This window comes from Actinocorallia libanotica (assembly GCF_039525175.1).
Classification (GTDB): Bacteria; Actinomycetota; Actinomycetes; order Streptosporangiales; family Streptosporangiaceae; genus Actinocorallia; species Actinocorallia libanotica.
In genome coordinates this window covers 176,673-183,657 of sequence record NZ_BAAAHH010000011.1, presented here as the reverse complement: position 1 = coordinate 183,657, position 6,985 = coordinate 176,673, and the positions used below count along the sequence as shown (strand labels likewise).

The window sequence follows — 6,985 nt, the reverse complement described above, 5'->3', positions numbered from 1 at the left end:
CGGACCTGGTTGAGGTGCTTACCGCAGTGGCGGGTGCCGTCGCTGGTGGTGGCGATGTTCACGATGCCCAGATCCACGCCCACAAAGCCGACCGGATCCGACAAGTCGGGCCCGGGGACCTCGCACGTGGCGTGCAGGTACCAGTTCCCACGGCGGAACACCAGGTCGGACTCCCCGCACCGGTGTTCGGTGAGCAGCTTCAGTTGGACGGGCGAGCCCTGGAACGGGATGCCCTTCACGCGGCCGTGGACGGTCCAGATCGAGACGGTGCGGGCGTTGGCCTGCCAGGACAAGGACCGGTCGTCGAACGGCTGGGCGGAGTCCTTGCGGAAGCGGACCGGCTTGGACTCCGCCTTCCGGCGTCGCTTGGAGCCGGGCGGGCCGTGGTTCCCGGCCTTCAGGTTCGCCTTCAAGGTCGCATAAGCGCCGGCGGTCTTGCGCACAGCGTGCAGGGCGGGTTGGGCGGACAGGCCCATCGCCTTCACCTCGCCGTACACCAACCGCTGAAGCGCCTGCCCGCCTTTGACGCCGGTGTCGAATGCGCGGCGGGAGGCGTGATTGGCGGCCCGGTTGCAGGCGTGCAGCGTCTCCCGCAAAGCCACCGCGGTGGCCTCGTCCGGGAGGAGCTTCACCTGCACCGTGAGCTTCACAAGCGCAGAATATCATCTTGTCCATGTCACCAAGATGGACTCCAGATCCCGATATACGCAGGGGACGAAGTGTCGTCTACAACTTGCATGTCCATCTTGTCTTCGTCACCAAATACCGGCGCGGAGTCCTCACCGATGCCATGCTCATCCACTGCGAGCAGGTCATGCGCAACGTGTGCGCCCGACTCGGCGGAGAACTGCGCGAGTTCAACGGCGAGGACGACCACGTACACCTCCTGGTGCACTATCCGCCCAAGCTCCCCATCTCGACCCTCGTCAACCGACTGAAAGGGGTATCGGCGCACTATCTGCGCAAAGAGTTCCACCAGCACGCCCACCGCCACCTGTGGGGCGATCACTTCTGGTCGCCGTCGTACTTCGCCGCGTCCTGCGGCGGCGCACCACTGAAAATCATCAAAGAGTACATCGAACAGCAGAAACGACCCGACTAACGGGAGCTACTACTCGGGCAGACTCGGTGCGAGGCGCTGACCCCGCTCTACGGGGAGCAATTCCTCCCGGCCGTGAACGGCCGGGATTCCTTGCTGGATCTCGTTGAACGAGATCCGCGTGGACGAGGCGAGCCGGTACGCAGAACTCATCCTCCGCTCCCTCAAGGGAGCCGGAAAACTTCACCTGGAGCATTTGATGGACACCAAGGACTTCGAGTACACCAGCGACTACGCCCGCCGCCTGGAGGCCCGCGGCGAGGCCCGTGGAGAGGCCCAGGGGAAGGCCCGGGGGAAGGTGGAGGAGGCGGCCAAGAACGTTCTGATCGTTCTCAAGGCGCGTGGTGTGCCGGTCGCTCCGCACGCTCGGGACCGTATCCGTGCGTGTGCGGACGCCGCTCAACTCGAACGCTGGCTCGAACGCGCCGTGCACATCGAGCACATCGATGACCTGTTCGGAAAGTGAGTTTCGCGCATCGCGCGTGCGGATCCTGTTCCGTCACAGCGATCGGGCAGGAACGGAAACGGCGTATGACGCGAAGCATAAAAACACAACCGCCAGACGGAACAGAGTAGATCATGAACCTTTTCCATCACGCGGCGGCCTCGCGGTTCTGCAGGACGCTGATGGCCTTGGCCAGGTGGCCGGCTCGGTGGGGGCAGCAGCGTAGCCTGGCGAGAGTCTTCCATTGCTTGAGCTGGGCATTTGCACGCTCTCCGGGCCCGCGGAGCTTGGCGTGTCAGCGGTTCGCCTGCTTTTGCGGCTCCGGCTTGTTGCGGCCCTTGTACGGGGTCAGGATCGCCGGATCGGCTCCCTGGTAGCCCTTGTCGACCAGGACCAGGAGCCCGCAGGCGGCCAGCGCACGGATGATGCCCCGGTTGCGGGCGGCTCTCAGGTCGTGGATCGATCCGGGCACGGCTCCGGACACCCACACGATCTGTCCGTCGGGTTCGGCGATGACCTGCAGGTTGACGCCGTGCTTCTTGTGTTTTCCGGAGTAGAACGGCCGGTCGGCGCGCACGCGGTCGATGGGGATGAGGGTGCCGTCCAGGATGAGGTGCTGCACCTGGTCTTTCTTCGCCTTGCGCAGCGCCTGGTGCAGTTTGGGCGAGCGGGCCGACAGCAGCATGACGGTCTCGTTGATGTAGCGCCAAGCGGTGGTGGTTCCGACTCCGAAACCGGCTGCGAGCTGGGCGAACGTCTCGCCCTTCTTCAGATAGGCCAGTGTCATCAGTGCCTGGGCGCCGGGCGGCAGCGCTCTGCCCTTGCTGGAGATGGAGCTGCGGTGACGGCGGACCAGCCCGGTCACGTAGTTCAGCGTCGAGCGCGACAACGGCAGCGAAGCACGATAGAAAAGCATCCGAAGCCTCTGGCCGGACGGAGGGTTGTGAGAGATCAACCGTCCTACCAGGGGTTTCTTCGCGTTCTCAGGCCGCCACACCGCCCGCGACCATGCTGTGATCAACTACACCGCCTGGGCTGGTGGAAAAGGTTCCATGATGGCGTGCGAGAACTGCGAACCCACGAACCGCTGCTCCTGCCGAGTCAGAGCCCTGGGCCGGATGGAGGGCCGGTTCGATGGCAGAGAGGAGGGCCGGACCGAGGGCTGGGCCGAGAGTATCTTCCTCATCTTGGGATCGCGGCGTATATCGGCGTCCGAGTCCGTCCGCGTGCGTATTCGGGAGTGTAAGGATTCCGTGCAGTTGAGGCGCTGGATCCAGCGCGCCGTGCATGTCGATTGCGCTGATGAGATCTTCCAGGACCGGCCTCGCCGGGGCCCGGAGAAATGGGCATACGAAGCCCTCAACGGATGTGAATGACCAAGCACTCGATCAAGCATGGTGACCATCTGCTGGCATGTTCGTCCGCTTGAGTTCGAAGACACACTTTGCGACGGGTGACCGACGACGGCGTGTCCTGGAGCGACTGGACGGCACTGGAGGCCGGTGACCTGGCCCCGTCCTCCAACAGACATGAGCCTCTCGCCGGTATGCCGGATACTTCGGTGGGCGGTGACTCGCCGTGTGAGGGGCCGACGACACCTGCTTCCTTGCGGGCATGGAAGCCGTCTATCCGGCGACTGTCCCTCGCCTCAAGTGAAAAATTTCGTCCTGTGCGCTACTCGCGAAAACAGAGTGAAGTGAGGCGTAGAACTGCTGCATGGAACGTTCCGGGAGGCAGACAAGAGTCAGGTTCCGCCGTATAGGCCTGGAGCTGAAGCGCCTCCGTCAGGAGGCCGGCATGGACCTGACCGAGGCCGCCCTTTTCCTCCGCCGCTCCACGGCCTCCCTCTGCCGCATCGAGAGCGGCTCCATGATCCGCGAACGCGACCTGGAGTACATCCTCGACAAGTACGGCGTCCAGGACCCTCTCCGCTCCGCCCTCCTGGAACTCTCCATCAAGGGCGCCGAACGCGGCTGGTGGCACCGCCACGCCAGAGCGGAGACTCCCGAACTCATGGACTTCATCAGCCTCGAACAGGACACCAGGACGATACGCAACCGCCAGACGGACCTGATCCCGGGCCTCCTGCAGACCGAGGACTACGCCCGCAGTCTCTTCTCCACATCCCTGTGCAAGGAGTATGCAGTCGATGACATCGAGGCCGCCGTCGCTCTACGCGTCAAACGCCAAGAACTTCTCACCGACCCGAAAGCGCCCGTCCTGAGCGTTCTCATCAACGAAGGAGCGCTCCACCAGTAGATAGGCGGCATCGAAGTGATGCGAACGCAGATGCGATCCCTGCTGACATCCATGGAGCAGCCGAACATCGGCCTCCGGATCCTGCCCTACGGCACAGGCCACTTCCACGGAACTTTCACGATCATAGAAGTCGGGGTACGGGGCAGGCTCCCCATCGCGACCACCGAAGCCAGCCTCACCATGACCTATGTCGAAGAACCATCGCAGATAGACATCCTGGCCAGAACTTTCCAGAATATCTGGGACGCCGCCTTGCCTGAGGACGATACCCGTGGCCTGCTCCACCGCCTATCGTCATGTTCCTGACACCTGAGGAAGGCCCACCACGATGATCTCTTGGCGGAAGAGCACCTACAGCGACACTGACGGATTGGGATCCTGCGTCGAAGTGGCCCCGACCGACCACACGATCCTGATCCGCGACTCCAAAAACCGTGACACTCGTCTTTTGTCCTGCACCCCGCCCACTTCCACATGCTCCTGACCGCTCTCAAAGCCGCCTGAAACCAAGCCACTTCACGGGTCGGCAAGAGGTTCACCCCGTTCGGGACGGCAGAGCGATCCACGGCTTCGGCGATGGGATTCACGCCCTGAAGGGTCCTCATCGATCTCTCCCCACCTACCGCACCGTCTTCAGCACTGGCAGGCGACAGGGAATTTCTTCATGAAACCCTTTATATAAACGGTGGTCTTCGTGAAGGCTCCGTTGGGTGATGTATCTGCCGATACGGTTGAACTTGCCGCACTCTTTTGCTTGGCGTCAATCAGAAATAATGATTTTGGGTAGTCTCCCCTCGGTGCGGAGGCCGACTGACTCCAAAGGTATGGATGTGGATCCGCGTGCTGCTGAGTCGATCAATCCTGGAGGACTGTAAGCAGAGATAAGGTAGGCGCCAGGTTTGATGCCGAGAGAAAGAGTGAACGTGTAGGTCTCTTCGATCAGGAATGACCATGCGCACTCTGAACTTCGATAATAACTCGGCTTCTCAATTGTTGAGTAGCGTGCCGGTATCTTGATTTTCGTGGTGCCTTTAGGGAGGCCGACGGTGTTGCCTTCGGGGTAAAGCCAGACGGCCCTGGTTCCCTGCCTTGACTCTTCCCCTTCGAACAGATAGCTAATTCCAAAGGAGTAGCTCTGGCGGAATGGATTTGTTTTCTTGCTCTCAGGCTCGTGGCATCGGTAGTTGTTTTCGGAGAGGTATTCGAGTCCCCAGGTGGCTCGGGCTTCGACGTTGGAACTCAGGGTGATCCGAGTGCCAGGCTCGGCTCTCGCGGGAGACATGGACAGTCGATATCGCACTCCAGGGCCGGCTTTGCTTCCTTGCGGGATGCTTTCGTTTCCTGTCAGCAGGGCCGAATTGTCGAACCACTGCTCGTAGGAAGCGGTTGACGTTCCGCCGATATCGGGACCGCTGAACATCATCCAGCAGGCGATTCCTACTGCGAGAGCGCCTGCGCCGAACACAGTTATCTTTCCGCTTCCGACCTTCGCCTGCAGGCCACTATTCCCTGCACCTCGGGGGAGAGTGGTATTCGCCAAGTTCGTGCTCGTATGGGTGATACCTGGATTGAAGGTGAGCGTAGCAAGAGGGAGTGATACGGCAAGCAATGCCGCTCCGGCTGCGAGCGCGGAAATTCCGCGTATTTCCCAATCCTGGCCATAAGTATCAGCAGCGACCTCCTCCAGCCAGCGGACGAATGCCGAGGCCTGGATAGGTCGATCCGCTGGGTCCTTGGCCATGCCGGCGGTGACGATCCCACGAAGTTCCTCGGGAAAGTCCGTCAAGGGAACAGGAGAGTGCAGGTGCTGCACAGCCATTTCCGCACGGGTTTCTGCCCGAAAAGGACGATGCCCGGCCACGCATTCATAGAACACACATGTGGCCGCATAAACATCAGTAGCAGGAGAGGCTTCTTCTCTCCTCCACTGCTCGGGAGCCATGTAGGCCGGGGTTCCGCTCATCGAGCGTTCGCCGGCTAGCGTTGCCACACCGAAATCGATGAGCTTGCTCTGTCCATCCTCCTGGACCATGACGTTGGCAGGTTTGTAGTCCCGGTGAACGATTCCCCTTTGATGCGCTGCATCAAGTCCGAGCAGAGATCCTTTGAGCACGAGCAACGCGGCTTCGGCTGTCAGCTTTCTATGTGCTTCGAGCACCTTGTGCAAGGAGACTCCGTTGACCGCCTCCATCACGATTGCGACTTGTTCACCGCTCTGTAGGTACTCCCGAACCTGGGCGACGTGTGGATTACGTACCTGGGACAGCAGTTCTGCCTCACGGCGGAACCCGCTCACCAGATGCTCGTCATGCAAGAGATCCGGGGACAGGAGCTTGATGGCGACCAGTTCTGAAGATCCGGTATGACGTGCCAGGACCACGCGCCCCTGGGCTCCCTGTCCCAGGTCCCGCAGCTCGGTGTACTGGTGTAGCAACCCAGTCGTGTTCACCTGAACCGCTTCAGCTGCTCCAGCAAAATTTCGTCGGCCGCTTCGAAGATGGGATCACTGGATTCTTTCGGCTTGGCGCGCTGGTAGTACATCGAGCTGAAAATAACGTTGCCGCGCTGGGCGTAATCGATCGAGTAATGGATGACGTTGATGAGGCTGACGGATTCTGGATAGACAGACTTTTCGGACCCCCGTGCGTGTCGCCAGCCTTCGATCTCGTTTTCCGTCAGCTTCCATGTGTCATCATGCTGGTAGACGAACTTCTTCTTGGGGAGGCGCTTGAACGGGATTTTCTTCTTATCGGGGCATTTGGCGAGACTGTTACGTACCTGCTCGAATGCATCGGAGGCCTGGTCGGCGCTCTTGTATACGGCTATGAACCGCGCGTAGTTCGCTCCTGTGAAGGAGTGGTCGGGTCCGCCGAATTTTTTGCTCGACCTGGCAGGTTCTCCGATGAGCTCTATTCTCGCTTCCGAGCACCCTCTCAGCTCTCCTTCTTTGAAGGCGCTGAGTTGTTCCGTCTCCTTCCAGTCCTTGCCGAGATCCCTCTCGTCGAGCAGAGAGGATTTTATCTGCTCCGTCGTGAAGCTGGGGATCGGAGTGGGGGAGGGGGAGGAAGGAGAAGTAGGCGGTGGACTCGTCTTACTCTGATCTTTGCTGCATCCTGCTAGGGCGAGTGCAAGACAAATAAAAGCAGCAAAAAACTCGCGAGTGCCGGGCGTGGGCAAGACTT

Annotated in this window: 6 protein-coding genes and 2 pseudogenes; 4 read left to right on the top strand and 4 right to left on the bottom strand. The window is 60.9% G+C overall.

The annotated features are described in order from the left end of the window. Nucleotides 1-650: nuclease/transposase family protein (locus ABD140_RS16355; protein WP_486303345.1), on the bottom strand; the 650-nt coding region annotated here is incomplete at its 3' end. Nucleotides 651-673: 23 nt separating this feature from the next. Here ABD140_RS16355 and tnpA point away from each other — a divergent pair. Both tnpA and ABD140_RS16345 read left to right on the top strand, forming a co-directional pair. Beyond that, the gene (gene tnpA, locus ABD140_RS16350; RefSeq protein ID WP_344241627.1) at nucleotides 674-1,102 is read left to right on the top strand and encodes an IS200/IS605 family transposase; all 429 of its coding nucleotides are present in this window, start codon (nucleotides 674-676) and stop codon (nucleotides 1,100-1,102) included. A gap of 118 nt (nucleotides 1,103-1,220) precedes the next feature. After that, nucleotides 1,221-1,565 carry a hypothetical protein gene (locus tag ABD140_RS16345; protein WP_344241625.1) on the top strand — a complete coding sequence of 115 codons (345 nt, stop codon included), beginning with the start codon at nucleotides 1,221-1,223 and terminating at the stop codon, nucleotides 1,563-1,565. A gap of 127 nt (nucleotides 1,566-1,692) precedes the next feature. Here the strand turns inward: ABD140_RS16345 and ABD140_RS16340 are convergent. Next, a pseudogene (locus ABD140_RS16340) lies at nucleotides 1,693-2,460 on the bottom strand (transposase family protein). Between the two features lie 800 nt (nucleotides 2,461-3,260). On the opposite strand from ABD140_RS16340, the pseudogene ABD140_RS16335 reads away from it, so the two are divergent. Both ABD140_RS16335 and ABD140_RS16330 read left to right on the top strand, forming a co-directional pair. Further along, a pseudogene (locus tag ABD140_RS16335) lies at nucleotides 3,261-4,109 on the top strand (helix-turn-helix domain-containing protein). A gap of 22 nt (nucleotides 4,110-4,131) precedes the next feature. Then, nucleotides 4,132-4,287, top strand: a complete 156-nt coding sequence (locus ABD140_RS16330; protein WP_344241623.1) for a DUF397 domain-containing protein — start codon at nucleotides 4,132-4,134, stop codon at nucleotides 4,285-4,287. Between the two features lie 276 nt (nucleotides 4,288-4,563). On the opposite strand, the gene ABD140_RS16325 is transcribed toward ABD140_RS16330, so the two are convergent. Both ABD140_RS16325 and ABD140_RS16320 read right to left on the bottom strand, forming a co-directional pair. After that, nucleotides 4,564-6,252, bottom strand: coding sequence for a serine/threonine-protein kinase (locus ABD140_RS16325; protein WP_344241621.1), 1,689 nt, complete (start codon nucleotides 6,250-6,252; stop codon nucleotides 4,564-4,566). Beyond that, on the bottom strand, nucleotides 6,249-6,980 hold the full coding sequence (locus ABD140_RS16320) for a hypothetical protein (RefSeq protein ID WP_344241619.1): 732 nt from the start codon (nucleotides 6,978-6,980) through the stop codon (nucleotides 6,249-6,251). Before ABD140_RS16320 ends, ABD140_RS16325 begins: the two co-directional genes overlap by 4 nt. Nucleotides 6,981-6,985: the final 5 nt, after the last annotated feature.